Annotated in this window: 1 protein-coding gene; it reads left to right on the forward strand. The window is 64.5% G+C overall.

The genetic code is table 11. From position 1 onward, the window contains the following. Positions 1–860: MFS transporter (locus I5I_RS12860; protein ID WP_036320375.1), on the forward strand; the 860-nt coding region annotated here is incomplete at its 5' end. Between the last annotated feature and the right edge of the window lie 693 nt (positions 861–1553).

Below are 1553 nucleotides of genomic sequence, written 5' to 3' on the forward strand. Positions count from 1 at the left end.
GCGGTGTCCTGGCGGACGTCGCGGCCCGCGGCCGTCGTGGCTTCTCATCGTCGTTCCAGACGGCGACGATCGTTGCGGGCCAGGTCCTTGCGCAGGCGACACTGCTCATCCTGCTCTCGGTCGTGGATCGCGCGCAGATTTCGGCGTGGGGGTGGCGGGTCGCGTTCGGGCTGGGTGCGCTCGCGGGAGTCATGACGTTGGTTCTCGCCCGACGGATGCCGAGCGAGCGAACGCGTCCTGCGGCGGCGGGGCTCGCGGATCTCTTTCGTGACGGCTGGCGACCGTTGTTGTGGGTCGTGCTGATGACGTCGGGTGGCACGGCGGCGTTCTACACGTTCACGGTGACGGTGCCGTCCGTGTCGCGTGAAGCGGCGTTCGCTGCCGGAGGGTCGGATGCCGAGCGCGCGAGCACGACGGCCATCCTCATCGCGATGATCGTCCTGATGCTGCTCCAGCCCGTGGGCGGCGCCATGAGCGACCGCATCGGGCGAAAGCCTCTGCTGGTGTTCTTCGGGGCCGCCGGCGTCGTCGTGATCGGACCCGCTGTGATGATCGCCCCCGGGCTCACGGCACCGTCGACGCTGTTCGCAGTGATGCTCGTCGTCTTCGTCGTGCTCACCGGATATCTCGCGACCAACACGATCGCCAAGGCCGAGGCGTTCCCACCGGCGTTGCGGGCTTTGGGCGTCGGGTTCGGATATGCGGTGTCCAACTCGCTGTTCGGCGGAACGGCGCCGCTTCTGTACCACGCGACGGCCAAGGTGCCGTGGCTCTTCTCGGCGTATGTGACCGTGCTGGTGGCGGTCACCCTGGCTGCGGCGCTCGTCATGCGAACCCGTGCTCCGAGCACGGAGGTCTAGGACTCGGAGCTACGCGGGTTCCGTCGTGCGGATGGCGCCGCAGGTCAGACACGACCATGCGACGAGGAATCGCTCGTCGTCCAGAATCTCGAAGCCGAGGCGGTCGCCGCACAGAGGGCACCGTGGGCCTGCATCGGGGAGCATGCGCATGGAGCCAGTATCTCGCCGGAAGGAGGGAGGTGGTCAGGCGGCCTGGCAGCGCGACACGCCCGGGATGTGGGCGTGATTTGCCGGATGGTGGTGTGCCGCGTAAGTTATTACTTGTTCGCCCCACAGGGAAGAGCGAAGGGCCGGAAGGTCTCGCCCCCTCAAGCGGAGAACCGAATCCCATCCCAAACCTCTCGGTAGAGAGAACAGGACTTCTGGTCTAGGATGGGAATCCCCTCGCGAAGGACGTCGTCGGTCGCCACTGTGGATCTGAGATCCCGAAGCGCCGACTTGACAAGCTGCGCGAGAGGGATAAGATTGTGAAGTTGCCCTGCGGGCGAGGCTGGAAGGCCGAGCTGTGGGAGCGTCCGATCCTTGAGAACTCAACAGCGTGCACTTGTCAAATGCCAAATTACCTCGTCCCTGCCTTTTTGGTGGGGTGAGATTCCTTTGGATCAAAGTCCGGTATTTCGGTGCCGGCATTATGGATTGTCAGTGATGGCATCCTTTTTTGGTCAGTTCGAACTCGCTGCATTGTCGTTTTCC

This window comes from Microbacterium sp. B24 (assembly GCF_000333415.1).
Taxonomy (GTDB): domain Bacteria; phylum Actinomycetota; class Actinomycetes; order Actinomycetales; family Microbacteriaceae; genus Microbacterium.